At 38.7% G+C, this 25,287-nt stretch carries 21 protein-coding genes and 1 tRNA gene; 10 read left to right on the top strand and 12 right to left on the bottom strand.

Annotated elements, in window-relative coordinates; translation table 11 throughout:
* Positions 1–27 precede the first annotated feature (27 nt).
* From HDE70_RS16190 to HDE70_RS16170, 5 genes are all read right to left on the bottom strand, one after another.
* Positions 28–1,056, bottom strand: coding sequence for an LD-carboxypeptidase (locus HDE70_RS16190; protein ID WP_183891245.1), 1,029 nt, complete (start codon positions 1,054–1,056; stop codon positions 28–30).
* A gap of 18 nt (positions 1,057–1,074) precedes the next feature.
* Positions 1,075–1,812 carry an adenine nucleotide alpha hydrolase gene (locus HDE70_RS16185; protein WP_183891244.1) on the bottom strand — a complete coding sequence of 246 codons (738 nt, stop codon included), beginning with the start codon at positions 1,810–1,812 and terminating at the stop codon, positions 1,075–1,077.
* A 77-nt stretch (positions 1,813–1,889) separates the two neighbouring features.
* The gene (locus HDE70_RS16180) at positions 1,890–3,038 is read right to left on the bottom strand and encodes an efflux RND transporter periplasmic adaptor subunit (protein ID WP_183891243.1); all 1,149 of its coding nucleotides are present in this window, start codon (positions 3,036–3,038) and stop codon (positions 1,890–1,892) included.
* A 13-nt stretch (positions 3,039–3,051) separates the two neighbouring features.
* On the bottom strand, positions 3,052–7,413 hold the full coding sequence (locus HDE70_RS16175) for a CusA/CzcA family heavy metal efflux RND transporter (protein WP_183891242.1): 4,362 nt from the start codon (positions 7,411–7,413) through the stop codon (positions 3,052–3,054).
* A 109-nt stretch (positions 7,414–7,522) separates the two neighbouring features.
* Positions 7,523–7,897: a hypothetical protein gene (locus HDE70_RS16170; protein ID WP_183868143.1), complete on the bottom strand. Its 375-nt coding sequence runs from the start codon at positions 7,895–7,897 to the stop codon at positions 7,523–7,525.
* Between the two features lie 120 nt (positions 7,898–8,017).
* Here HDE70_RS16170 and HDE70_RS16165 point away from each other — a divergent pair, with 120 nt between their 5' ends.
* The 7 genes from HDE70_RS16165 (at position 8,018) to HDE70_RS16135 (ending at position 16,685) form a co-directional block, all read left to right on the top strand.
* On the top strand, positions 8,018–9,286 hold the full coding sequence (locus tag HDE70_RS16165) for an aminotransferase class I/II-fold pyridoxal phosphate-dependent enzyme (RefSeq protein ID WP_183891241.1): 1,269 nt from the start codon (positions 8,018–8,020) through the stop codon (positions 9,284–9,286).
* Between the two features lies 1 nt (position 9,287).
* The gene (locus tag HDE70_RS16160) at positions 9,288–9,929 is read left to right on the top strand and encodes a TetR/AcrR family transcriptional regulator (RefSeq protein WP_183868141.1); all 642 of its coding nucleotides are present in this window, start codon (positions 9,288–9,290) and stop codon (positions 9,927–9,929) included.
* A gap of 230 nt (positions 9,930–10,159) precedes the next feature.
* Positions 10,160–10,783 (top strand): TauD/TfdA family dioxygenase, encoded by a 624-nt coding sequence (locus HDE70_RS16155; protein ID WP_183868140.1) that lies wholly within the window; start codon positions 10,160–10,162, stop codon positions 10,781–10,783.
* Positions 10,784–10,859: 76 nt separating this feature from the next.
* Positions 10,860–11,132: a UBP-type zinc finger domain-containing protein gene (locus HDE70_RS16150; RefSeq protein ID WP_183891240.1), complete on the top strand. Its 273-nt coding sequence runs from the start codon at positions 10,860–10,862 to the stop codon at positions 11,130–11,132.
* 225 nt (positions 11,133–11,357) lie between these two features.
* Positions 11,358–14,408 (top strand): SusC/RagA family TonB-linked outer membrane protein, encoded by a 3,051-nt coding sequence (locus tag HDE70_RS16145; RefSeq protein WP_183891239.1) that lies wholly within the window; start codon positions 11,358–11,360, stop codon positions 14,406–14,408.
* Positions 14,409–14,419: 11 nt separating this feature from the next.
* Positions 14,420–16,000: a SusD/RagB family nutrient-binding outer membrane lipoprotein gene (locus tag HDE70_RS16140; protein WP_183891238.1), complete on the top strand. Its 1,581-nt coding sequence runs from the start codon at positions 14,420–14,422 to the stop codon at positions 15,998–16,000.
* A gap of 220 nt (positions 16,001–16,220) precedes the next feature.
* On the top strand, positions 16,221–16,685 hold the full coding sequence (locus HDE70_RS16135; RefSeq protein ID WP_183868136.1) for an Lrp/AsnC family transcriptional regulator: 465 nt from the start codon (positions 16,221–16,223) through the stop codon (positions 16,683–16,685).
* Positions 16,686–16,705: 20 nt separating this feature from the next.
* Here HDE70_RS16135 and HDE70_RS16130 read toward each other — a convergent pair whose 3' ends face one another.
* Both HDE70_RS16130 and HDE70_RS27320 read right to left on the bottom strand, forming a co-directional pair.
* Positions 16,706–19,165 (bottom strand): outer membrane beta-barrel protein, encoded by a 2,460-nt coding sequence (locus HDE70_RS16130; protein ID WP_183891237.1) that lies wholly within the window; start codon positions 19,163–19,165, stop codon positions 16,706–16,708.
* Between the two features lie 145 nt (positions 19,166–19,310).
* Positions 19,311–19,442: a hypothetical protein gene (locus tag HDE70_RS27320; RefSeq protein ID WP_260160926.1), complete on the bottom strand. Its 132-nt coding sequence runs from the start codon at positions 19,440–19,442 to the stop codon at positions 19,311–19,313.
* A gap of 282 nt (positions 19,443–19,724) precedes the next feature.
* Between HDE70_RS27320 and HDE70_RS16125 the strand changes: the two genes are divergently transcribed.
* From HDE70_RS16125 to HDE70_RS16115, 3 genes are all read left to right on the top strand, one after another.
* Positions 19,725–20,750, top strand: coding sequence for a GntR family transcriptional regulator (locus HDE70_RS16125; RefSeq protein ID WP_183891236.1), 1,026 nt, complete (start codon positions 19,725–19,727; stop codon positions 20,748–20,750).
* A gap of 177 nt (positions 20,751–20,927) precedes the next feature.
* Positions 20,928–21,001: transfer RNA gene (locus HDE70_RS16120), tRNA-Pro, on the top strand.
* Positions 21,002–21,294: 293 nt separating this feature from the next.
* On the top strand, positions 21,295–22,518 hold the full coding sequence (locus tag HDE70_RS16115) for a site-specific integrase (protein ID WP_317617416.1): 1,224 nt from the start codon (positions 21,295–21,297) through the stop codon (positions 22,516–22,518).
* A gap of 213 nt (positions 22,519–22,731) precedes the next feature.
* Here HDE70_RS16115 and HDE70_RS16110 read toward each other — a convergent pair whose 3' ends face one another.
* The 5 genes from HDE70_RS16110 to tssD (HDE70_RS16090) all read right to left on the bottom strand — a co-directional run bounded on the left by HDE70_RS16110 (position 22,732) and on the right by tssD (HDE70_RS16090) (position 25,241).
* On the bottom strand, positions 22,732–23,160 hold the full coding sequence (locus tag HDE70_RS16110) for a hypothetical protein (protein WP_183891234.1): 429 nt from the start codon (positions 23,158–23,160) through the stop codon (positions 22,732–22,734).
* Positions 23,161–23,206: 46 nt separating this feature from the next.
* Positions 23,207–23,353 (bottom strand): hypothetical protein, encoded by a 147-nt coding sequence (locus HDE70_RS16105; protein ID WP_170132780.1) that lies wholly within the window; start codon positions 23,351–23,353, stop codon positions 23,207–23,209.
* Positions 23,354–23,648: 295 nt separating this feature from the next.
* A complete protein-coding gene (locus HDE70_RS16100; protein ID WP_183891233.1) occupies positions 23,649–24,416 on the bottom strand; it encodes a hypothetical protein in 768 nt (255 codons plus the stop codon).
* A 3-nt stretch (positions 24,417–24,419) separates the two neighbouring features.
* Positions 24,420–24,809, bottom strand: a complete 390-nt coding sequence (gene tssD, locus HDE70_RS16095; protein ID WP_183891232.1) for a type VI secretion system tube protein TssD — start codon at positions 24,807–24,809, stop codon at positions 24,420–24,422.
* Between the two features lie 15 nt (positions 24,810–24,824).
* A complete protein-coding gene (gene tssD / locus HDE70_RS16090; protein WP_183891231.1) occupies positions 24,825–25,241 on the bottom strand; it encodes a type VI secretion system tube protein TssD in 417 nt (138 codons plus the stop codon).
* Positions 25,242–25,287: the final 46 nt, after the last annotated feature.

Raw genomic sequence — 25,287 nt, 5'->3', positions numbered from 1 at the left:
TTAGCGAGAGCCGCTGCTCTCGCTAACTTATTTCAGTGAACTGAGCGTGCTTCCTCCATTTCCAACTTCAAGCAAATGTCTTGTTCCGCATTTTAATGCAAAGTTAGCACGCTGATGTCCTGAAGGAAAATTGAAACAAACCGGGTAATCATACCCTTTTATCTTCTCCATCACAATTTCCTCTATAGTTTTACCGAATATTTCGCCCGGATCATCTGGTTTTGCACTAAATCCGCCAATGATCAATCCCGCAAGATGAGCCAGTTTTCCTGTACGCTTTAAATTCCAGAACATCCGGTCAAGATTGTAAAGGTATTCACTGGTGTCTTCCAGAAACAGGATTTTACCGGTTGTATCCAAATCTGATTTTGTACCAGAATTACTGGCAATGATGCTAAGGTTCCCCCCAATCAACACGCCTTCTGCCCTACCCAAACGATTTGATTGCGCTATCGGAGCAGTATATTTGAAATCTTCGCCAGCTAATGCTTGTCTGATTGATAAGATTGTAGAAATCTGTATGGGTTCTGCCTGAGCCCAATCATCAGGAAAGCTGTTACACATTTTAGAATGCAGGGTTGCAATACCAAAATTCTGATTAATGTGGCAGTGTAAAACGGTGACATCACTAAATCCGATTAACCATTTAGGATGTTTGATAAATTCAGTAAAATCCAGCTGATCAATAATACGAACTATACCATAACCACCTCTGGCACACATAATTGCTTTGATAACCGGATTATCTAATAGTTGTTGAAGGTCTTCGAGCCTTTCTTTGTCTGTACCTCCATAGGTAAAATCTTTTTTTCCTATGGTTGAACCGATGGTAGTTTTATATCCCCAGCTTTCCATAAGCTGAACGGCCGGTTGGATACCTGCTAAGCTAATAGATCCCGCAGGACTGGTAATGCCTATGGTATCACCTGGTTTTAAGTAGGGTGGAATTTTAATCTTACTAACTTCTTCTTTTACCAAATGATTAGCCCAGCTTTTGAAAGTGGAAAATATTGCTCCTGATGCAACCAAAGAAGAAATGAAATATTTTCTGTTCATAGATTTCATTTGTAATGACTAGCTATTCTTTACTGGCAATAAATCGCAAAACCAAAATCCACTCTTACTTTTTGCGGGTTGGGTTGAACAGGTATCAGCATCCGTTTCAGGAGCTTGATATTCTCTGTAAACCTTCTCCCCTATTTCAAAAGGAACAGGTTTATTGAAGATAGGCCCATCGAAACAAAAGGTATGGAATTCACCGTTCTCTCCGCAAACATCCACATTTGGTGGCAAATCTTTGATAAAGTCTGCATCAATAATTCTTCCTGCAAATTCCTGATCGAGTAAATCTGCTTTGATACAGACCAGGATAGATTTAAAACCGAGGTCAATAAATTCATTGAGCAATTCCCTGGTATCCTTCTTCCAAAGGGGGAAAACAGATTTTATGTTCAAAGCCGATAGTTGTTGTTCTCTGTATTTCCTGAGATCTTCTAAAAAGATGTCTCCAAAAGCAGCATGCGTAAATCCTTGTTGCTGTAAACTGGAAACTTCTTTTTCCATCAGTATTTCATATTCCTGCATGGAGGGTTGTTCTGGCAATTCTATAGTGCTGTATGGCAGGTTCAATGCATCGATTTGCAGTTGATATAGTTCTCTGCGCAAGCCATGCATGCTGACCCGGTTATGCTGCTGGTTAACCGAGGTAAGCAAATGTGCTATGCTATAGTTTTTATCCTGCATCAGATAGTGCAAAGCAAGGGCAGAATCTTTGCCTGTGCTCCAGTTAAAATATGTTTTTAGTGTGCTCAATTCTCTGTTATTATATTTACGGCAAAGGTCACCTGTCAGGGCAACCTCCGTCGTAAATATAACATGAAATTAATTAGCTATCCTTCTTCTTCGCTATTCTTCATTTTCATTAGAATCGCGTAAGCATTTTTGACTACAATTGATTTCACGTCCAGTGCCGATTTAATCTCTACAAACCCGTTGTTGACCACCCCGGTTTCTACTTTCCTCATTCTGAATTTATTCCCGCCTTCAGCAGAAAAAACATATTCTTTATTTTCCCATTTCACAACTGCACTTTCCGGAACTGCGGTCACGCTATTGTTGTTTAATTCAATGGTTGCATTCATAAAAGTACCGGGTAACAAGTCTTTGTCGTAGTCTTTAAGATCACAATGTACACTGGTTGTACGGTCTTCACCGATATTTGGCGTAATTAAATGGATCACGGCCAGGTATTTTTTCTCCGGATGTTTATTGGTCGTACAAATAATCTTTTGTCCTTCTTTTAATTTAGAGGCATCGTTTTCAAAAACAGTCAGGTTAACATGTAAAGCACCCGGATTGATCAGCTCGAATAAAACATCGGAAGAAGTAACATATTTCCCGGTATTCACGTTCACTTTGGTCACATAACCACTGATAGGGGCATAAATACTAATCGCTCTTGAGATATTATTCTCATTCAGGGTGTTCGGATTCAGACCGATTAACCTGATCTTTTCAGCTAAGGAACGTACCAGGATTTTTTGACTGCTAAAATCACTTTCTGCCTGCTGGAAAAGTTTATCGCTGGTCGCCTTTGTCGCATTTAAACCTTTCTGGCGTATATAATCTGCTTCTGCAAATTTCAGTTTACTCTTTGCTGTTAAATAGTCTTGTTGTAACTGAATGTACTGCTGATCTTCTATAGTAGCTAATATGCTCCCTTTTGCTACCCGCATTCCTGGGATCAGCATCATCTTTTTAACATATCCGCCTAATGGAATACTGATCGATATCATGTTTTCTGGTGGTACGTCAACCACACCATTCACTTTTAAAATAGTATGCATTTCCTGCTTTTTAAAAGGCCCGGTTTCCACTCCTGAGTTTTTAATCTGCTCAGGCAAAAGCTGAACCATGTCTCCCTCAATCTTTGTTTTCGTGTTTTCTTCCTTTGCGGCAGTCTTTTCCTCTTGCTGCTGATTGCTGCAAGAAGAGCATAAAATGAGCAAAAAGGACGCGAATAGAATTACTTTTTTCATCTTTTTTATAAACTTAGTTAATGGCACTTATTTTTTCTATTTCAAAGGCTGCTTCATTCAGTTGCTGAACAGTATTGAAATATTCACTACGGATTTGTATAGATTGATTGATTAAGATCACCCAATCCAGATAACCAATTTCCCCGGCATTTAATTTATCGGTGGTAATAGTAATTATTTTAGAAGCATTGGGTAAAATTGAGCTTTGATAAGAGGTGACCAGTCTGCTGTGCTGCGCATAAATTTTCAACGCGTCTGCCATCCTGTTATTCAATTCCTGTTCGATCACAGAAAATTCCTGTTCGCGCTGTCTGATTAAGACATTCGAGGCTTTGATCCTGGAACGTTGCGCACCAAAAAACAAGGGGATTCCAACTCCGATATTTACTGAGGAGAACCGTTTACCTTTATCAAAATATAATTCAGCGCCCGAACTTATAGTTTGAAAGCCTACAATACTTGCGTTACTATAGCCCACATTTAAAGAAGGCATGAGTTTGCTCTTTTCTAATTTATATTGTTGCTGAGAAAGCAGAATCTGCTGTTGCTGTAATTTTAACGAAGGATTAGCTGCAATCTGATCAGCCGCTGGCAAAGAACCAAGCTTATATAGTACACTATCGGTTTCAGGAACCAATTTGCCCTGGCTATTCAATAACAGGTTAAAGCGGTTCACTAATACTTCATAATCTGTTTTTAGAATTTCCAGCTGATTGGAGATTTGTGAACGCTGGTTTCTCGCTGTTGCAAGTTCCAATGCGTCAACATCTCCCGAACTAAAACGTTGTTCAGCCTTCTTCAGAAAATTACCATAAATGCTATCTGCTTGTAGCAATAACCTGCGTTTATTTTCCAGAACCAGTAAGCCGTAATAAGTAGATTTAACTCTTGTTTTCAGTTCCAGTTGTTGTTGCAACTGGCCTGTTTCACTTAACAGGATATTGGTTTTATAGATAGCCGACTGCCGGGTATAAACTGAAGGGAAATCAATGCTTTGGGAGATAGAAAATCTGTTGTCATTGTTTAAACTGTTATACTGACCAAATTCAAATCCTGCATTCGCTTTCTGAACATCAAAACTGCTCTTTTTTAGTTCACGGTGATAACTGGTTTCCAGCACAGAAACCCGCAGGGCATTGTTATTTTTTAACGCACTGTCTATTGCCGCCGGCAAATGTATTTTTTGCTGAGCAGTTGAATGGAAGCTGATGAAGAACAAAATAATTACGGCAGCTATTGTCTTTTGCGGCCTGAAATATTTAAATCCTTTTTCAAAGAGTATATAAAGCATAGGTAAAACGAATAGGGTAAGTAAAGTAGAGACGATCAGACCACCAATCACAACGGTGGCCAGTGGTTTCTGTACAGCTCCACCGGCACCTGTACTGATAGCCATTGGAATAAATCCAAGGGAAGGAACCAAAGCGGTCATCAGAACAGCCCTGAGCTTTGATTTGGTAGCATGGATCACAATCCGTTTAACATCCGTCCAGCCTTCTTTTTTCAGCCTGTTAAATTCAGTTACCAAAAGAATCCCGTTTAAAACAGCTACGCCGAATAAAGCAATAAAACCTACTCCGGCAGAAATACTAAAGGGAAGGTCTCTCATCCAGAGTGCCAGAATCCCGCCAATAGCTGATAACGGAATGGCTGTATAAATTAACAATCCTTGTTTTACTGAACTAAAAGCGAAGTAAAGCAGTAAAAAGATCAGTAAAAGTGCAATAGGTACTACAATACTTAATCTTGCTTTGGCAGCAGTCATATTCTCAAATGAGCCTCCGTATTGTATGGTATAACCTTTATTCAGGTGGAGTTCTTTTCCAACTTTCTGCTGTAATTCTTCTACTATGGATTGTACATCCCTGTCTTTGATGTTAAATCCAATGATAATCCTGCGTTTAGTGTCTTCCCGCTGAATCTGGTTCACACCTTCAACTTCTTCCACTGAAGCCACCAAAGACAATGGGATCTGACCACCGGTTTTTGCAGGGATCATCAGGTTACGGATATCAGCAATATTTTTGCGCGCTTCCCCATCTAACCTGACCACCATATCAAATCGCTTTTCTCCTTCATAAACCTGGCCTGCGACCTGACCCGCGAAGGCTGTATTCACAACCCGGTTTACATCACTTACATTCAGGCCGTATTTAGCCATGCCTTCTCTGTTATATTTCACCACAACCTGAGGCATCCCATTTACTTTTTCTTCGTAAATGTTAATCGCTCCTTTAACGGTTTGGATGATTCCAGTTAAACGATGGGCATAATTAGCCAGAGAATCCAGATCTTCTCCAAAAATCTTACAGACCACATCCTGCCTCGCCCCTGTCATCAATTCATTGAAACGCATTTGAACAGGAAATTGAAATCCAACTGTAATGCCCGGAACAACTTCGAGCGCTTTTGTCATTTTTGCACTTAATTCAGGAAATGATTTAGCGGAAGTCCATTCTTTTTTATCCTTAAGGATAACCATCATATCCCCTGCTTCAAAGGGCATCGGATCTGTAGGAATTTCGGCACTTCCAATCTTGGTCACTATTTTCTGTACTTCCGGAAATTCTTTTAACAGAATCTTAGCGGCTTTTTGTGTGGTTTCAATCGTGTTATTTAAGTTACTCCCGGTCAATAACCTGGTTTCAACAGCAAAATCGCCTTCTTCGAGCTGGGGAATAAATTCTCCCCCTAAACGGGTCAGTATAAATACAGCAACTACAAATAAAGAGAGCGTAATCAGGATCAAAGTTTTAGGGAAATGCAGCACTTTACTGAGCAGTGGCTGATATCTTCTTTCCAGCCATGCCATCAAACGGTCAGTCATATTTTTCTCATGCTTCAGGTTTTTACTGAGGCATAGCGCTGACATCATCGGAACGTAAGTAACAGATAAAATAAATGCACCCAGAATGGCAAATGCAATTGTAAACGCCATCGGTTTAAACATCTTTCCTTCAATACCTTCGAGTGAAAGAATTGGCAAATAAACGATCAGGATAATGATCTGGCTGAAAACAGCCGATTTAATCATAGAACCAGTTGATTTTCCGACTTCTTTATCCATCTCATCCTGGTTGATGTGCCCTGCTTTTCTGAATTGTTTGGAATGTGAAAAGCGGTGCAAGATAGCTTCGACAACGATAACTGAGCCATCGACAATCAGCCCGAAATCTATTGCACCCAGCGACATCAGGTTTCCGCCAACGCCAAATTTATTCATCAGAATAATCGCAAATAACATGGAGAGCGGGATAACTGAAGATACGATCAATCCTGCTCTGAGGTTACCGAGAAAGAATACGAGAACAAAAATAACAATCAGCGCACCTTCTAATAAATTGGTTTCTACGGTATGAATAGCATTATCCACCATTTTTGTCCGATCCAGAAAGGGCTCAATAACTACTCCTTTTGGCAGCATTTTCTGTATTTCTGCAATCTTATCTTTAACTCTCTTAACAACTACAGAGGAGTTTTCGCCTTTCAGCATCATGACTACGGCACCAGCTACTTCGCCCTGATCATTATAGGTCATCGCGCCATACCTGATTGCAGCGCCGTACTGAACAGTTGCCACATCTTTCATGAGTAAGGGTGTACCATTTTCCAGTGTTTTTACTACAATCTGCTGAATATCCTGCGTAGTGGCAGTCAATCCTTCACTTCTGATGTATAATACGGTAGGGCCTTTTTCGATATAAGCGCCCCCGGTATTTTCATTGTTTCTTTCCAAAGCGCTGAATACATCAGCTATGGTAAGATTGTGAGCTTTCAATTGTTCCTGGCGAACGGCGATTTCATATTGTTTGAGTTTACCGCCAAAACTGGAAACTTCTGCAATACCGGGTGTACCTAAAAGCTGGCGGCGTACAATCCAGTCCTGAATAGTCCGGAGTTCTGTCGCATCGTATTGATCTTCATATCCTTTGAGTGGCCTGACCACATATTGATAAATCTCACCAAGTCCGGTTGACACAGGAGCCATTTGCGGCGATCCCACACCTGCCGGGATCTCTTGCTGTACTTGTTGTAATTTTTCACTGATCTGCTGGCGGGCCCAGTAAACATCGGTTTCTTCATTGAATACGATGGTAACCAGCGAAAGCCCAAAGCGGGAAAAACTTCTGATTTGTTTAAGGCCGGAGATACTGCTGCAAGCCTGCTCGATAGGAAATGTAATTAATCTTTCAATATCTGGTGCGCCAAGAGAAGGTGATACAGTAATCACCTGAACCTGGTTATCGGTGATATCCGGAAGTGCGTCTATGGGTAATTTAGTGACCTCATAAGTACCCCAGCCTATCAGCGTGAGTACAAAAAGACCAATGATCAGCTTATTCTTTATAGAAAAGCTAATAATCAGGTTAAGCATAATTTCTAATTATTTAAAAAACAGGAATACGTCAGTTATGGAAATATTTTTCCATAACACTAGAATAGAAGCCAGTTAAAGGGCTTCTGCGGAATTTTAAAAGAAGAATTTATACTCTGGGAGGTCTGAACAAATTCTCCAGCGCAGGATTACACAACCAGTGTTGCTCAGGTTTAACCGGAGCATCCGGCAAAAAGATATAATGTGGTTTAAATTGAATAACTTTTGAAAAAGAAATGGCCTGGGAAATATGTCCCTGGCTGCTGATCTTTTTAAATGGCAGTTTCATATCCTCTTCGTCATCATTATCGTTTAAGTCTTCACCAAAATAGTGCATAGACAGGAAATCAATAATTCCAACTTCGCTGTTTTGCTGATGATGCTGCTGAAAATGTGAGATAAGATGAGGCACTTTGAATACTTCGGAGAAAGAGGTATTCAGAAAAAGAATTGGAAATAGTACGTATAAAAATGCCCTTTTCACGGCGTAAATATAGACAAATCATCATCATTCGGTGTAGTGTGAAATTTATTTGCAAACTCAAACTACGTTGATTAGCATTGTATTAAATTATTTTCGCTCATTTATCAATCTTATACAGCCATGAAAATGGATTTCGCAACCGCTACTTTTAAAAATTTCGAGAACATTGAAGGTCATGATATGTATGACAGGGCAGCTGTTTTCGGCGATTTTCTGCAATACATGCAGGATAATGGCCACATGAATTACCGTCTTCAGAATTTCTCAGGCTGCGGGCCGGAAATGCGTGTAAAAACTTCAATACATCAGGCGGGTTTTGATTATGTAAGCTTTGTTTCCAATGATTACCTGGGTTTTACACAGCATCCGAAAGTAAAAGCGGCTGCGATACAGGGAATAATAGATTTCGGAACTGGTGCGGGGGCATCACCGTTAATTGGCGGGCATTTCTCTTATCATGAGATTTTAGAAGAGAAAATTGCAAGTTTCTTCAAGCGGAGCAAAGATTCATCGGTAATTTATACGACAGGCTATACGGCCAATAGCGCTACTTTAATGAGTCTTCTACAGAAAGAGGATCTCGCAATAGTTGATATGGCTGTTCACTCGAGTGTTTATGAGGGTTGCATATTAACGAATACAAAAACATTCCTTCATAACCATATGGAGTCTCTGGAACGAATTTTAAAAGCTGCCAGAGCTCAGTACAGAACTAAACTGGTGATCGTTGACGGTGTTTATTCTCAGGATGGTGATCTTGCTCCTTTACGGGAAATTGTTGGATTAGCCAGGCAATATGGTGCTTATGTAATGGTGGATGATGCGCATGGAATTGGAGTACTTGGCGCTACTGGAAGAGGGGCTTTAGAGCAGTCTGACCTGCTTCATGAGGTCGATCTTATTTCCGGAACCTTCAGTAAAACATTTGGAAATATCGGCGGTTATGTGATTGCAAATCCCGACCTGATCAACTTTCTTAAATTCCAGTCCAGGCAACAGATTTTCTCGGCCACCAGCACACCGGCAGCAGCGGGTGTCATTAAAGCGATTGAGTTAATTGATGAAGAACCACAATGGCAGTTAAAGTTGTGGGAAAACATCAATTATTTTAAGAAAGGGCTCCTGGATATAGGGATAGATACGGGTACTACTGAGTCTGCTATCATCCCTGTTAAAATCGGAGATCCTCATAAAACTGGTGATGCTGGCAAGTTATTATTGAAGGCTGGTATCTATACAAATCCAATATTATATCCTGCTGTAGCGAAAAAAGATGCCCGGATAAGGATGAGTTTAATGGCGACTCATACGAGGGAACAATTAGATAAAGCCCTGAGTGCGTTTGAATTTGTAAATCAAAAACTTGATATTGCAGGACAAAGCGTGTAGCATGGTCAGAAAAATTACCGAAGGGCCGATAAGGAATAAAGAAAAAACCAGACTGAAATTACTGAATGCCGTTGGTGAAATTATAAAAACCGAAGGGTATAAGGGTTTGGGGGTAAATAATATTGCCGCTAAAGCCAAAGCTGATAAGAAACTGATTTATCTTTATTTTGAAAATGTCGATAAGCTTGTAGAAACTTATGTACGGCAAAAGGATTACTGGAGTGCCTTTTCTGAAGGTATACAGGAATTAATTGAAGCAAATCAAGGCAACTTCGGCCAGGAGCTTGCCAGCCAGATCTTAGTTGACCAGTTTAACTTTTTCCTTGATGCAGAAGAAATGCAGAAGGTCATTCTTTGGGAAATCAGTGAAAAGAATGAATTGATGCGGGAAATAGCTGATGCCAGAGAGGTTTTAGGAAATGAACTTTTTAAGCTTACTGATCCGCATTTTGGAGGAACTGATGTCGATATAAGAGCTATACAGGCCATTTTAATTGGGGGGATCTATTATTTGATTTTACATGCAAAGTCGAATGGAAGTACTTTTTGTGGTCTGGATATCAATGAACTGCCTGATCAAAATAGAATTATCAAAAGCCTCCGCCAGATTGTAGAGTGGAGTTATACTCAGGCTAAAAAATAGCCTCTCCTTTTATTTTTTAATAACTCAATTCCTGTTTGCTCTTTTTTGAGCCACCCGCATTTTCGTGCATAATAAATTAAGGGATTTAGCATCGAATAAGTATCAGTATGAGCAAGTTCCATTATTCACTAATAGGTGAAATATCCTTTGGAATATCAAAAAATAGTCTTTAACCTTGCATGTAGTGATTAAAACTACCTACCTATTTTAAACATTTAAATTCTACAATTATGCACATCATCGATCTCCAGAATCAGGAGCTGCGACATGACTATGTCTCTGTCATTTCTACATCAGTAGCCGAGAACTTACACAAAGACAAATTTGGATGTATTGTTAAAAATACTTCCGCCAATTCACTCGATCTTTTTAAATCAATTTGTAATGAAGTGGGTTCACCTATCACAGAGCAATATTTTGAGGTATCCAGTGAAGATGACTATTTTCATGACGTTATAGCCCATTTATGTCTGAATTCAGCTCATTTAGATAATAAACCAGCGGTGTTATGTAATGTCGATAAAATCCTGGCTGAGCTGACTGAAATTGATATAGACATTTTAAGCACACCGATATTCGAATTCAGCTCGGGAAAAGCGGCAGTGCTTACTAAAAAAGAGGAAGAGTATCAGCTGCGCTATAATGGGGAAAGTATCAATACTACTACTTTATTACACATTGCCAAGGATGTACTTAAAAAACTTGAAGATATTATCAATGAAATTGGAGAGCAGTATTTTCTGAATGAAGGGGATTTCTTAGTACTTAATAACCACAGAATTATACATAGCCGAACCAACTTCTCAAATGATAACGGGCGCCAGTTTAAAAGCGTCAGATTGTATTATAAATAAGGGTCTGTCTGAATGGGGTTTCAAACAAACTGATTGGATATATTATTTAACTTTATACAACATAAACAACAAAGGAATGAATGAACAAGAAGTTTGCAGCCATATTACTGCTATCAAAGACGTCAAATTAAGTAAGGATTATGTTTGCGAAGAGTGTATTAAGCAACATACTGAATGGATGCATTTACGCACCTGCCAGACTTGCGGACAAACGCTTTGCTGTGATGATTCCCCACAAAAGCACATGACTAAACATTATCACGAAAGTAAACATCCGGTAATCTCATCTGCCGAACCTGGAGAACGCTGGTTATGGTGTTATCCGGACGAGGTATTTGTAGAATATTAATGAATTGCAGAACGGACATTATTGTCCGTTCTTTTTTTGACAAATCCCCCCTCCTTCCCTTTTCTTTTCCGGCCATTTGACCAGCATCATACCTGGCCTTGCATTTTATTTTTCTCTCCGGTTTATATTCAGATAAAATCACGAAGTGGTCTTGGTATGTTCATAGGATTTATTATCTTATTTCAAATACACATTAATTTATTAATCAACTTAAACCACTATGAGATGAAAAGAATTATACTCTTATTTCTGATGGCTGTTTTATTCTTTTCCCTGCGGGTTACGGGACAGGAAAAAATAGTATCCGGAAAAGTAACTTCGGCAGAAGATGGATTACCACTCCCTGGAGTCACAGTAAAAATTAAAGGAACAGCTTTGGGCGTGATGTCTGACACGGAAGGAAATTATACGATCAAAGCCAGACAGGGGCAAATAATCGTGTTTTCTTTTATTGGTTCGATGAACCAGGAGCAAATTGTTGGAACGGCAACCACAATCAACATTAGTCTGAAACAAGATTCAAAAGGTTTGAATGAAGTTGCTGTAACTGCTTTTGGAGTGAAGCAACAGGTACGCGGACTGGGTTATGCGACACAAAATGTAAAGGCAAAGGAGATCGTAGAATCTAATCAGCCTAATATTGTAAACGCACTCCAGGGAAAAGTTGCTGGTGTGCAAATCAATAATTCGAGCGGTGCTCCGGGCTCTTCTGCGAGTATTAATATTCGCGGCGGGTCTTCGTTAAGTGGAAATAACCAGCCACTTTTTGTTGTAGACGGTATCCCTGTTGACAATAGTACGCCTGTTTCACAAGGCGGATTGGTTGCAAGTGCGGCACCAGCCTCTAACAGGGCAATTGACATCAATCCGGAAGATATAGAGAGTATTACGGTATTAAAAGGGCCTGCTGCTGCCGGACTATATGGATTACGGGCAGCTTCGGGTGCGATTGTAATTACTACAAAAAAGGGAGTTTCCGGAGCCGGCAAGCTCACTTATTCAAATAATTTCTCTTTTGACCGGGTCAATAAACTGCCAGAACTTCAATCTACTTATAAACAGGGAGAACAGGGCGTTTCTAATGCTGTAGCTACTGGTTCATGGGGTTCGCTTCTTAGTGCAGGAGACCCGGTTTACACTAATCTTAGTGATTTCTTTAAAACAGGGTTCTCGCAAACACATGATGTTTCAGCAAGTGGTGGCAATGAAAAGACTACTTTTTTTGCTTCGGCTGGTTTATTGGACCAGCAGGGAATTGTAGAAAATACCAGTTACAAACGCAAGTCATTCAGGTTAAGCGGAGATAGCAAAATTACGGATAAACTTAAGGTTGGCGGAACGCTGAATTATGTAGAGTCTGACCGTAAATATGTTTTGCAGGGCAGTGGTAGCGGTGTAATGGGTGCTGCGCTGTGGCCAACAAGTGATAATATGAGTGTTTATCTAAATCCGGATGGCAGTCAGCGGACACTTACTGGTATAGATAATCCGTACTGGAGCCGGAATTATAAACCAATTACCGATAAAGTAAACAGGATAATTGCCAATGGGAACATAGTATATGATCCGTTTTCTTTTTTGAATGTAACTTATCGTTTGGGAACGGATTTCTATAATGAGAAGTTTAAGAGTATCAGAGGTGCTGGTACAACCGTTGTCGGTGAAGAAAAAGGAGCTATTTCTGAAGTAGCTTCTACCAATCAGATCACTACGTCTACTTTGTTAATTACTGGAAAGAAGACTTTTTGGGACGATTTTAACACCAGCCTTACGCTTGGTCATAATCTTGAATCGACTGCGTATGAGGAGGTAACCACAACGGGTCTGGGTTTCATTGATCCGACATTCACTTCACTGAACAATACTTTACCAAACACCAGGACAAGTATCAATAACATTACCAGGAGGAGAATAATGGGTGTTTTTGCAGATTTAAATCTGGATTATAAAAATTTGGTTTACCTGAATTTCCGTGGCCGTAATGATTGGTCATCTACGGTCAGGAAAGATGCGCGTTCGTTCTTTTATCCTGCGATAAGTACTTCTATCCTATTCTCTGAAGTGTTAAAGGAAATGGGACTTAAGTCTGATGACCGGATATTTTCATTCGGAAAGTTCAGAGCGTCGTGGGCAAGGGTTGGTAAGGATGCACCTCCGTATGTACTGGCAACCACATTAGGTACAACAACTAATAGTTCTACGATTAATCCAAGGGGCTTCATTATAAATTCAGGTGGTTATTATGGAAATCCGCTGCTTCAGCCTGAATTCACCAATTCTTTTGAGCTTGGAGGAGATATCCGGTTTTTCAAAAGCCGCATAGGGTTGGATGTAACTTATTATAATTCTACTTCGGATAATCAGATTCTTGGTACACGGACAACGCCTTCATCTGGTGCTTTCCTGGCTTACCTGAATGGTGGTTCTATCAATAGCAGAGGTGTAGAAGCGATATTAAATATCCAGCCTGTTGTTAGTCAAAATTTCAAATGGTCTGTAGATCTCAACTTTGCAAAGAATAAATCGACAGTAAAATCATTACCTGGAGAATTAGACAGAATAGAATTATCAGATGCATGGGTAGCTGCCGGTGGCACAAACGTGGCACAGGCAGCTGCATTTCTGAATGGCTCTTTATTCGGTATCAATGGAACGACATGGAAAACCAATAGTGACGGAAAATTGCTGTTAGATAATAACGGAGCTCCACAGGTAGCACCTGCGCTGAGCATAATTGGTGATAGAAATCCAGATTTCACAGCTGGAATTACGAATACTTTCACTTACAAAAATTTGTCTTTATCCTTTATGATCGATATCAGACGGGGTGGCGATATTTTCAATAATACAGAGAATGCCATGGTTTATTCAGGCACCAGCAAAAAAACGCTGGACAGAACAACCAGGGTTTTTGATGGAATCATAGAGTCTACAGGGTTAGTGAATACAAAAAGTATCAATCTTGATCAGAATTATTATCAAACATTATATGCTAAACAAGGATATGATTTTGTGGAGGATGGCAGTTGGTATCGCCTGCGCTATGCTACAGTAAGTTATAGTTTCCCAAAAGCAAGGATTAAGGGAATTGGGTTATCCAATTTACAGGTTTCATTAACTGGCCGTAACCTGATCCTGATCACTAACTATTCTGGTGTAGATCCCGAAGTTTCAGGCAGCGGAGCCGGAGTGAATGGTTCAGGTTCTTTTGGATTTGACAATCTGGGTATCCCGGCAACAAGGGGATTTGATTTGGGTTTGAGATTATCATTTTAATATTATCAATCATGAAAGCATTACATATAAAAGTTATTTCTATTTTAAGCCTTGCTGCTTTAACAATGGCGACCTCCTGTAAAAAGTATCTGGATGTAAATACCGATCCGAACAATCCAACTGCTGTCTCTGCTGCAAACCGTTTGGTCGGTGCAATTACCACTACCAATGGCGCTTCAATGTGGCGTGGTTCCAGGGAAATTGCCGGGTTAGTACAATATGGAACCACACAATTAAATACCGGCACCAACAGAAATGCAGAGCAGTGGCGTTATACGGCTTCCTATTTTTTCTGGCAAAATGCGTATGTGTATACGATGCCAAACTGTGTCGATCTCATCAATTTGGGGGAGACTGAGGGGAACCCGCATTTCACAGGCGCAGGTAAAACATTACTGGCCTTAAATCTCGGCATGCTGACAGATCAATATGGTTCAATTGTGGTGAATGATTTTTACAATGGGGTTTCGGGGATCAATCTTGTTCCTTCATTTGATGATCAGCAAACTGCTTATCAACGGATTCAGACCTTACTGGACGAAGCAATCGTTGCTTTTGATGGCACCAATAAAACTGCTGCGCTGAATTCCAAAAACGGAGATATCCTCTATCAGGGTGACGTGAGTAAATGGAAACGTTTTGCCTATGCACTGAAAGCACGTTACCTGAATCATTTAACAAAAAAGACAGCGCTTTATAATCCGGCAAAAGTGATAGAGGCTTGCGAAAATGCTTTCAATGCAGATGGTATGGATGCGCAGTTTGACTATATCGCAGGTGCATTACAAACTGACGAGAGCCCGTGGTCAAGCTGGGGTGGTTTTACGAGTACTACAGATCCAAGATACTTTACGTGGAGCCAGTTTTTTGTCAATATGTTAACCAGCTTTCCGGTAACCAACAATATTTACCAGGATCCACGCATCAAAAAGATTATGCTTCCCGCAGCATCTGATGGAAAGTACAGAGGATTAAGATCCGGCGGCGCTCTTGCTGGTGGACAGGGTATACTGGCCGATGGATCAAATGGTGATGCGACCAAAACTGCGGTTGCGGATTATGGCCCATTTAGTAAGAGTGGATATTATACGAATACTACCTCTCCATTCCCTTTTATTACTTATTCTGAAGTGAAGTTAATCGAAGCTGAAGCCAAATTACGTTCTGGCAATATAGCTGGTGCTCTAACAGATTATGAGCTTGGTGTAAAGGCTAACATGAGAAAGCTGGAGGTGAGTGCGCCGGATATTAATGCGTATTGGACAGCGCAGCTTGGTGACGGCATTGCTTTACATTTCTCCAACCTGACACAGGGATTAAGTCACATTTTCCGTCAGAAATATATTACGCAATGTTTAAATAATGAAACCTGGGTAGATATGCGGCGAATGGATTATAGCAAAGATATTTATGGCCCAGGGCTGAAAAAACCACTGAATATCAATACAACCATTTTCTCCTCAAACGATGCTGACCCATGGATCCAGGGGATGGTTTATGAGACAAATGAAGCAACAAGAAATCCGAAAAATGTGGGTGATAACTCTGAAAAGACACGGTTATTAACACCTCTTTGGTGGAACCAGCCATAATTAATTAAATTTTATAGTAGCGCATGACCCTACTGATATCTGTGTCATGCGTTATTATAAAATCGTTTTATCATCAAATAATTATAAACTGATTTTTACACTATCCCCCTAATGGGGCTATTTTTTTACATGAGTTAGGTCTAACTCAATTATGAAATACCCTATATTTGAATCATCATCTACCTGCAAATAACTTTACACTAAGCCAATAATTCTATTTATGAATTCGCATTTAGATCCTACTGATTTGGGAATATTAAATCTTCTGCAGGAGAATGGAAGATTAACCAATAAAGAACTTGCACATCAGCTGAACAGAACAATTTCTCCGATTTTTGACCGGAGAAAAAGACTGGAAGAAATGGGTTATATTAAAAAATATGTAGCCATACTGGACAGGGAAAAAATCACAACCTCCCTGGTTGCTTTCCCACAGATTGCACTCACCAGTCATAGTGAAGATGCTTTGGAATCCTTCCAGAAAACCGTGATTTCTTATCCTGAAGTTCTGGAATGTTACCATATTACGGGAAAGTATGATTTCATGTTAAAGATTATCATTCCTGACATGCATGCTTACAATGCTTTCCTTCGTCAAAAGATTGCTCCGCTTGAACGGGTTGGTAATGTACATAGTTCGTTAGTGATCTCGCAGTCAAAAGCCGAAATCGGATTACCTTTATAATTGACAGTACCGGGCTGCGCTTATCCTCCTGATCTCACCCGGCTTTCTTCTTCAGATGATCCTTTAGAACGCCTACGTGCCCCTTTAATGGCTGTACTGCCAAATCTATAGCTGCAAGTTAAACGGAAAACCCTGGTTTCACTTTTCTCATTCACTGAATAAATCTGAGATGGAATTTCACTGGTAATTCTGAATTTCTGTAGGTTAAAGACATCATTTGCAGCTAGTTTAAGGCTCAATTTTTTCTCCATGAAAGATTTGCTGACACCTAAATCAATACCGTAAATAGGTTTTACGGACAATGTTCCATCTACCTGAGCCGAACGGTAAAAACCTGACAGCTCAAAATTTGTGGTACTGTTCAAAGTGATGGTCTGGTTACTATTAAAGTTAAAAGCTGTTTTACCTCCTTTATAGGGTATGCCCAAAAGATTTGGCGTACTGAATTCGTTATAAAAAACAGTCAGGTTATTATTTGTCGTCCACCATTTAAACAGGGTTAAAGGGGAATTGATGTTCAGGCTGTATGATTTCTTTTGTGCAAGATTCTGAGAAGAAATAAACAACGTTTTCTTTGCTGTATCGGAAACCAGAACCCTGGAAATAGCATTGTTGGTATGGCTGTAGCCAAGGGTAGCATTTATCGTTTTTTTATAAGAGTAGGAAACTTCAAAAGAATTGGTGTACTGAGGATTCAGAAAGGGATTTCCCATGCTATAAGTATATAAATCCACGAAATACACAAAAGGGTTTAAATCTTCATAATCAGGACGGTCAATTCTTCTGCTGTAAGAAAAACCAACTTCATGATTTTTAGAAAGTACCCGGTTTACAAAAACACTTGGGAACAAATCAAAGTAATGGCGGTCAGAAATTTGTTGTTTGGACACGGAGTTGCCTTTAGAGTTAGTTTGTTCCGCTCTCAATCCCAATTGCACAGTTAATCCTTTGAATTCACGGTTTAGGTTTACATAACCTGCATTTATATTTTCATCATAAATGAAGTGATCGCTGCGGGTAAGATCATTTTGCCAGTTATTATTCAGGAAATTTTCAAAAGAAGAGACATTGTCTGTGCTCACTTTACTGCTTTTCAATCCTGTCTCCAGTTTCATTTTTTTATTAATAGGTAAAGTATAATCCACCTTTCCGGCCCATATTTTCACCAATGAGGGTGTCCTGTTTCTAAAGATATATGGTGCTTTGGAAGGCTGGCCGTCAGCATTTAAATAGGTGTTATTGTAATTGGAGTTCTGTAATCCGTTATATCTTGAATAATCTGCATCAGCCGAAATTTCCTGACCAGCAGTATCAATAGTACCTTTGTAGTTCACATTGTAAGTGATACCTGTATATTTATATTGATTTGGGTTAGAGGCTACAACTGATGAATCTGTTTTAAATGGCTGACTTCCAATCAAGGTTACCACTTTAGTATCATTATTATCACCGGTAGCTCTGTAGCCGTTCACTGCTACGCCAATTGTATTTTTATCATTGATAAAATAATCTATACCAGCCTTATAATTATAATTCTGTCTCTGCCCTATCTGCGCACTTGTCTGTCTGAAAAAGGTTTGATCTGTTGCGGTATTATTAACACGATCAATATCCAGGTTATGGAATCTTTTATTCTTCCCAAAATTAAATTCACCGAATGCATTAAATTTTTTCTCTCTGTGATTGAGTGATAACCCGCCGTTTGCTTTATAATATTTTCCGTAACCTGCGCCTGCTGTTAAAGAGCCGTTGGTACCATAGTTCCGGTTTTTCTTTAGTTTAATATTAATAATTCCTGAGTTTCCCGCAGCATCATATTTAGCCGAAGGGTTAGTGATCAGTTCTATAGATTGTATGGCGTTCCCTTCTGTAGAGCGTAAAAGGTTGGCCAGCTGTTCGCTGGAAAGGTAAGTTGGTTTGCCATCCAGCATAACTGTTACACCAGTTTTTCCTCTGAGACTAACATTGCCGTCTTTATCAACGCTCACACCGGGTGCTTTTTCCAGAATTTCCAGTGCTGTGTTGCCTGCTGCCAAAACACTGTTCTCTACATTCAGTACTGTTTTATCAATCTGCCTTTCTACAAGGGGTTTACGGGCAACAATGTTTACGCTATTCAGTTGTTTAGATGATGGGATTAGTTCTACGTTATCAATGTTATAATTTTTATGTGTGGCATTGATAGTATACGGACCTTTAAAAACCTTGTTATAACCCATCATATTAAAAGCAACCAGGTATTGTCCTTCTGGTAAACGCTCGAAAAGATAACTTCCGTTATCATCTGTGATAGATCCTTTAATAAGCGTTGAGTCTTTGGCCGCTAATAAACTTACTGAAACGTAAGATTGGTTGATATGTTTTTCATCCTGAACTTTACCGCTAAGTTTACCGGTACCGTTATTAGTTTGGGAGTTTGCTGCTGAAAGTGTAAAGAGGCTGATTATACAGGCCAAAATACCAGTGGTTAGATTTCTCATCTTTTAAAGGTTATGTCTTTAAGATGACATAGCAGATAAAAGGTTACAGCAACATTAAAAATAATTTAAAAAGGGTGACTGGTATCCGGACATCTATGCTTTTGTCCGGGTACCAGTCACCCTTATATTTGTTTCTGCTTATAGATTAATAGCCACGATGCCAGTAACCACCTCCATAACCATGTCTGTAATGTCTATATCCACGATCCTGAACAATGCAGGAACTTAATAAGGATGCTACTACTGCCAATAGCATTAGATTTCTGAATGTTTTCATTTTTGTGTGTTTTAATTTTTAACCTATTTAATTTCATAACCTATACGTATAGACATGGATACTGCTTAAAGGATTAATCGGAACAAGGTTTTCATGGATTGCCTGTAACAGCCTACTTACTGTATTTCAGCGCATTATAATCCTTTGATAATTTTGTTTAGACAACAACAACTCTTGTAACCAAAAAAAGCCATCTATCTCTCTAAAGCAAAATTCTTTTCTAAATTTCTTGCCGGGACTCTAATTCTGTAAATTTATTAGTCTAAAGAATTGTCATTAAACATGAACAACATCCTGAAAATTGCGAGGATTGATGCGTATTCTATTACACCAAAGTATTTGCAACTGATCAATTCAATCCTACAGGGAATTCAGTCGGGGCAGATCAAAAAAAATGATGTGCTTCCCTCCATCAATGAGTTTAGTTATGCGCTGGAAACCGCCAGAAGTACGGTAGAGCGTGCTTATAATGAACTCAAAAGAATGGGACTGGTACAATCTGTAGCTGGAAAAGGCTTTTTTATAGTCCATACTCAGTTTCAAAGACCGGTTAAAGTATTACTGCTTTTTAATAAGTTGAGTATTCATAAAAAAATTATTTACGATGCTTTTTCTGCTACTTTAGGAAATGAAGCAGCTATTGATTTTTATATTTATAATAATGATTTTAATGTATTCAAGAAGCTGTTGCTGGATAAGGCAGATCATTATGCTAAATGTGTGATTATTCCTCATTTCTATGAAAACAGAGAAATGGGCTATAAACTGATTGATACAATTGCCAAGGAGAAATTGATATTAATGGACAAGTTGGCCGAAGGTGTGACGGGCGATTTTGGAGCGGTATATGAGAATTTTGAAGAGGATATCTTTTCTGCGCTGGAAAAGCTGATTGACAGGTTATCAAAGTATAATAAACTAAAAATAATCTTCCCTCAAAATTCTTACTATTCAAAAAAAATACTCCTCGGGTTTCTGCGTTTCTGCCAGCATTATAATTATGAAAATGAGATTTTGAATAGTCTTGATTATCATGAAATGGAGTCAGGATCGGTCTATATTAATTTGATTGAAGATGATCTGGTAGTCTTAATTGAGAAGATTATTGAAGGTAATTACCAGATAGGAAAAGATATCGGTGTAATCTCTTACAATGAAACCCCTATCAAGAAGATTATTCTGGATGGAATTACTACAATTTCAACGGATTTTAAGATGATGGGAGAAAAAGCTGCCGAATTATTACTTAGTAATTCATCTGAGCATATTCAGATCCCTTTTAAGGTGACTTTAAGAAACTCTCTTTAACATTACATAAAAAACAACTAATCAATTGATTATAGGTATAAAAATGGATTATAGTTCATATTTTCTAATTATTTAATGATAAAAAAGAAAAATAAATTTGCGTACTAAATATATTATTGTACTTTTGCAATCCCAACAACAACGAAGGTTATTTATAACTGAAATGTTGATCAAGTTCGGGGTGTAGCGTAGCCCGGTATCGCGCCTGCTTTGGGAGCAGGAGGTCGTAGGTTCGAATCCTGCCACCCCGACACAAAAAGTGCTAATAAGCACCGAAACCCCTTAAAATCAAAGATTTAAGGGGTTTTTTGTTTTTTCTCAGCCCTATCTATATCAATCGAAATCAAGAAAAACGTGCCCTATTCGGTGCCCCATTTATAATATTTATATTAGGGCACTAATCATGGTTTATCTATCTGATTATCAATAAATTATATATTTTATTTTGCTTGTTTTTGATGTCTGTTGTGCCCCTCTTGAAATAGGGCACAATACCATTAAAGCCAATGACAAAACATTTGTAAACAAATTTAATGATATGAGTATGCAGCAGAACACATTTGGAGTAATCTTCTATTTGAGAAAATACAAGACTACCAGTAACGGAAAGACACCTATCTACGCCCGGATTACCGTAAACGGTAAAAGGTCTGATATTGCCATTAAAAGGACAATTGAAGAGGATAACTGGAATACAAAAAAAGGGATGGCAAAAGGGAGCAGACAGGAAATAACCTTGCTTAACAATTACCTCGAAAAATTCAGATCAGGAATTGTTGAAAGCTATCAGACGCTGTTGTTGCAGAAAAAATTAATTACTGCCGATCTGATTAAAGATAAGTTCTTAGGAAAAGATCAGCAGGATTTCACCATTTCCAAACTGATTGATTACCATAACCAGCAGGAAAAAGATAATCTGGAATGGGGAACCATGAAAAACTACTACACGACCCAAAAGTATATCTTACAGTTCCTTAAAGAAAAGCAGGGTACAGAAGATAAATTCCTCTCAGAGCTTAATTATAAATTTATCACCGACCTTGAAATGTATCTGCGTCAGATAGAAGATAAAAACGGTTTATCAGCAATGGCAAATAACGGGGTAATGAAACACCTTGAACGTTTATTTAAGATGATCAATCTTGCGGTAAAACTGGAATGGCTGGAAAGAAACCCGTTTCATGCCTACCAGCTAAAATTTGAAAAGGTAGAACGTGAATGCTTAACTGAATGGGAACTGGCAAACCTGGAGGCGAAAACCATGTCTATTTCACGTTTGCAGACTATTAAAGACCTGTTTGTATTCAGTTGTTATACCGGACTGGCCTATATTGATGTATTCAATTTAAAACCTCAGCATATTGTCGAAGTTGCAGAAGGCGAATTTTGGATAAAAACTAAAAGACAAAAGACCAATACCCCGGTAACAGTTCCATTATTACCGAAAGCACTGCATATCATTGAAAAGTATAACCAGCATCCGCAAGTACTGGCAGACGGTAAAGTATTGCCTGTTATTTCCAATCAGAAGTTAAACGGGTATTTAAAAGAGATTGCGGACATTTGTGGAATTACCAAGCCCCTGACCTTCCATATTGCCCGTCATACCTTTGCTACCACTGTCACCCTGACCAATGGCGTACCTATCGAAACCATTAGCAGGATGCTGGGGCATAAAAAACTTAGCACAACACAAATCTACAGTAAAGTGGTAGATAGCAAGCTGGGGGGAGATATGGCCAGACTGAGGGATAAACTAGAAGCATGACAGTTAGTATTGTGAAACCGAGACGTACGTATTTTAATTGTTTGCGTACGCCTGGTACTACCCAAACTTGATAGCGGGAACTTGATGGCTACCACTCCGTAAATGCAAAAGCGGGAACGCAGAGGTATGAGCAAAGGGCTCCGCAGGCCGCAAGTGCGCGGGGATTTTTATAATTCTATTAGACTTGAGGTGATTCCAGCATATTCTGAGGAATTATAAAAAGTAAGCAAGTGAAAAAAAAGCTAAGAATGGAGCAAGGGCATAAACCAAAACAAACCATCCATTTCTTGAATAATTGACTTTATCTTTCTCATTATTAAACTTCTCTATAATCTCCTGATGCTTAGAGAAAAGCAGGGTGTAATTTATAATTATTAAGACTACAACAACTATTATAATTACTATTAACACTGTTGAGTTTAATCCTGATAAAGTCGAGATCCCTAAAGATGATCTTTCTTTAATGTTGAACAAGCCAATTGAAAGAATGGCTAATAGGGCAATGTTTGATACATTGGATATTAAAAGAATAAAAGTAGTTGCAAATTTAGCAAGCTCTTTATTATTATTCCATTGTTTAAGGTAAAACAAATAGAGTCTAAAATAATAATATTGATAGCTCACATATAGATTTTCAATCATTTTAATGGTTTTTTCCGGGTTTTATGCAAAAGGAAAAGAAACCTGATTATCCGCCAATCGTAGCAAATCCTAATCCCCAAAAAGCAGCAAAAGAGCCAATGACATATATAGCGACTATCCAGCCATTTATACTGGAAGATTTCTTGTCCTCATTCTTAAATTCATGAATAATGTCATCTAGTTTATTTATCAAATATTTATTGTTTAGATAGATATAAATAACGCCCAGGATTGAAATGGCAATGAATATCTCTATTTTGTGCGTTTTGTAATCTGGTAAAAACCAAATATTAAAGAATTTGTGTAACAGAACAATCAATGTATAAAAATTCAGCATTAACGGGGCTGCCATCGAAAGATCAGTAAAAACTATTGCAACACTTTTTTTATTATTCCATCTGCTTAATGTGTACAGATACATCCTGTAGAAATAATAACGGTACGCTTTTTTTATTGCATCTAACATTTTATGTATTTCCTCACCTATTTTAAAATTTGCGCTTGATAGTTGGCTTTTCGATTCTATTTAACTGTCTTACTCTCATTGCTGCCTGCTCATCTAATGTCATTATTTTTTTATTAACATTAGTATTATCTATTGGAGTTAACTCCTCATTATGAGCCTCATTAATACCTTTATTTGGGTCTAATGGATCGATTAAAAAATAGACCGTACTAATTACAAAACCTACAGGCCCTCCATAAAGTCCAACCCCACCCATAACCGAATCGTAAAAGGCTTTCTTAAATGCTTGCTCATCACCTACATGTAAAGCCTCTACTGCTGTATATCCACTAATTCCAATGCCAGCCCAACCTATGTACCTACCTGTTATATTTCCCAAACCGCTACCTCCACTTACTTGGGTAGTTTCAATAGCAGCAGCTGATCCACCTGACCATCCTCTCCCCATCTTTGGACTATATCTATAATACACAGGATTAAATACGCCTCTGTAACGTAAAGCAATAGACCCAAATTTACCGTGTTCAGATATACCAGCTGCTATACCACCGTAAAGTATACCAGAATTAACCCGATCTAAAAGAGTGGTTCTTTTTGGCTGAATTCCTTTTGTCCATTTTGATTTGTAAACTGATATATATTTAGGCATAGGTCTTCCTTGATGTACGTAGCCTATACCTTCTACATTTGCCCCAGGCCAAATGCCCATAGTTGCAAGTCTCTGAAATTCAATTAAGCTGTACACCCGATAAGGTGCTTGGTTACCCCCTCTTTCCTGTTGTTTACTCATGGCCTAGTTTTTGACCCACTGGTTATCCAGTTCAATATTATTAAACAATACTTTACCGGCAGATATCGTTAGCCATGTTGTTAAACTCTGGCTTCCTGTTGCACTTACTTGTTGACGATAATTTACACAGTAAGCTTTATTAAAATGAATTGTATTCATTGTTTGCCCGCCTTCATCTTTAAAATCAATTTTACCATCACGCTGTTCCCAATTATTCACCATCCATTTGTACATGATCGGACTTACTTGTTGTGATAATTCAATTTCAAAAATTCCACCGTAAACCTCGTGTTGTGGTTGCATTTTATCGTCAACTGCCTGTTCGACAGAAAAATCAAGATGCGTTAATTCATATTCTTCAAATCCGACTGATAAGATTGCTTTAACGTTCATAATATTTTGATTTAATTATTTCCATTCATTTTTATGAACAACTCCATTTAACTCTATTTCATTAGCCTGAATAACTAATGTGGTAACAATATTATCATTTCCGAACTTAGAGTAGCTAAGATGACACGCAACACAACAAGCATCTTTAAAGGCAATCTTGTTAAATGCAATCCCTGTAATATCCAAATAAGATAGCAGGCCGTTTTTTCGCTCACGGTGTCCAAATGCCCATTTTGTTATATTCTGATCTGCAAAGTGATCAAAGTGCAAAATTATCGTCCCTCCTTCTACTAAACCAACAGCTTTTCCGTCACCTTGCAAAGATTGGTTCAAGCTAAACTCACTGTGCATTAGGTTATACGTTTTGGAATTTGTCGGCGTTGATGCCTCATGTACACTACTAAGACTTAGAATCGATTTAAAGGAAGACATAAGCAGTTAAATTAAATATACAATGATCTAAATGGATAATTATTTT

The sequence above is a fragment of the Pedobacter cryoconitis genome, from assembly GCF_014200595.1.
GTDB classification, from domain to species: domain Bacteria; phylum Bacteroidota; class Bacteroidia; order Sphingobacteriales; family Sphingobacteriaceae; genus Pedobacter; species Pedobacter cryoconitis_C.
Note: the sequence above shows the minus strand (reverse complement) of the source record. Positions and strands in the feature narration are given on the sequence as shown.

Coding starts and splice junctions, on each gene's coding strand:
- HDE70_RS16140 (WP_183891238.1), top strand. CDS start 14,420: ATGAAAGCATTACATATAAAAGTTATTTCTATTTTAAGCCTTGCTGCT.
- HDE70_RS16110 (WP_183891234.1), bottom strand. CDS start 23,160: ATGATTGAAAATCTATATGTGAGCTATCAATATTATTATTTTAGACTC.
- HDE70_RS16155 (WP_183868140.1), top strand. CDS start 10,160: ATGCACATCATCGATCTCCAGAATCAGGAGCTGCGACATGACTATGTC.
- HDE70_RS16180 (WP_183891243.1), bottom strand. CDS start 3,038: ATGAAAAAAGTAATTCTATTCGCGTCCTTTTTGCTCATTTTATGCTCT.
- HDE70_RS16115 (WP_317617416.1), top strand. CDS start 21,295: ATGCAGCAGAACACATTTGGAGTAATCTTCTATTTGAGAAAATACAAG.
- tssD (WP_183891231.1), bottom strand. CDS start 25,241: ATGTCTTCCTTTAAATCGATTCTAAGTCTTAGTAGTGTACATGAGGCA.
- HDE70_RS16190 (WP_183891245.1), bottom strand. CDS start 1,056: ATGAACAGAAAATATTTCATTTCTTCTTTGGTTGCATCAGGAGCAATA.
- HDE70_RS16175 (WP_183891242.1), bottom strand. CDS start 7,413: ATGCTTAACCTGATTATTAGCTTTTCTATAAAGAATAAGCTGATCATT.
- HDE70_RS16125 (WP_183891236.1), top strand. CDS start 19,725: ATGAACAACATCCTGAAAATTGCGAGGATTGATGCGTATTCTATTACA.
- HDE70_RS16160 (WP_183868141.1), top strand. CDS start 9,288: ATGGTCAGAAAAATTACCGAAGGGCCGATAAGGAATAAAGAAAAAACC.
- tssD (WP_183891232.1), bottom strand. CDS start 24,809: ATGAACGTTAAAGCAATCTTATCAGTCGGATTTGAAGAATATGAATTA.
- HDE70_RS27320 (WP_260160926.1), bottom strand. CDS start 19,442: ATGAAAACATTCAGAAATCTAATGCTATTGGCAGTAGTAGCATCCTTA.
- HDE70_RS16165 (WP_183891241.1), top strand. CDS start 8,018: ATGAAAATGGATTTCGCAACCGCTACTTTTAAAAATTTCGAGAACATT.
- HDE70_RS16100 (WP_183891233.1), bottom strand. CDS start 24,416: ATGAGTAAACAACAGGAAAGAGGGGGTAACCAAGCACCTTATCGGGTG.
- HDE70_RS16150 (WP_183891240.1), top strand. CDS start 10,860: ATGAATGAACAAGAAGTTTGCAGCCATATTACTGCTATCAAAGACGTC.
- HDE70_RS16145 (WP_183891239.1), top strand. CDS start 11,358: ATGAAAAGAATTATACTCTTATTTCTGATGGCTGTTTTATTCTTTTCC.
- HDE70_RS16130 (WP_183891237.1), bottom strand. CDS start 19,165: ATGAGAAATCTAACCACTGGTATTTTGGCCTGTATAATCAGCCTCTTT.
- HDE70_RS16135 (WP_183868136.1), top strand. CDS start 16,221: ATGAATTCGCATTTAGATCCTACTGATTTGGGAATATTAAATCTTCTG.